Source organism: Sulfoacidibacillus thermotolerans, from assembly GCF_003144315.1.
GTDB lineage: Bacteria > Bacillota > Bacilli > Alicyclobacillales > SLC66 > Sulfoacidibacillus > Sulfoacidibacillus thermotolerans.
Genome location: NZ_MPDK01000109.1, coordinates 1 through 593, shown reverse-complemented (window position 1 = coordinate 593; position 593 = coordinate 1). Strand labels below are relative to the sequence as shown.

Below are 593 nucleotides of genomic sequence, written 5' to 3'. Positions count from 1 at the left end.
ACTTGGCCGCCAACAAGCCCGACATTCTTTGGTTCTAGGTTCAGCGTGTTAATGAGAATGATGTGCCCTTCGTCCATCCAACGTAAGAGATCGAGACTCCAACGTGTTTGACCAAAAATCCGACGCATTGCAAGGTTTTGTAAAATGGGTCGCAATCGATTTTGCAGCGCTCCAAGTTCCCCTGCTTTGATGTCCTCTCCGTCCATGTCCCAAAACTCTTGTACAAGGGGGTCTGAAACATGAATCGTTTCGCGCAAGGCAGGATACTGCAAAATACTCACCAATCCTAAAATGGTATGTTCTCTCGCTTGATCATCAAGCAAAGTCATGACGCCATTTTCAATGAATCGATCTGTTTTCGGGGTTTCCCCTCCGTATGCCGACTTGATGAGTGCCAATACATCCCCTGCCACGTTTGCATTGTCTTCCCCTACTGTTCGATGAAGCAAATTCAGGCCGACAGGATATTCAGAACTAGGAGTTAAGTCGAGATAATGTACTTTCTCCCACGGAATTTTCGCGCCTTGCTGTTCCATGTGCAACAATCGATTCAAGACGATGGTCAAAGTAGACCCAGCAGGGTCAACATAAGT

Annotated in this window: 1 pseudogene; it reads right to left on the bottom strand. The window is 46.7% G+C overall.

What is annotated here, in order from left to right:
* A pseudogene (locus BM613_RS15295) lies at positions 1–536 on the bottom strand (ATP-binding protein); the annotation flags it as partial.
* Positions 537–593: the final 57 nt, after the last annotated feature.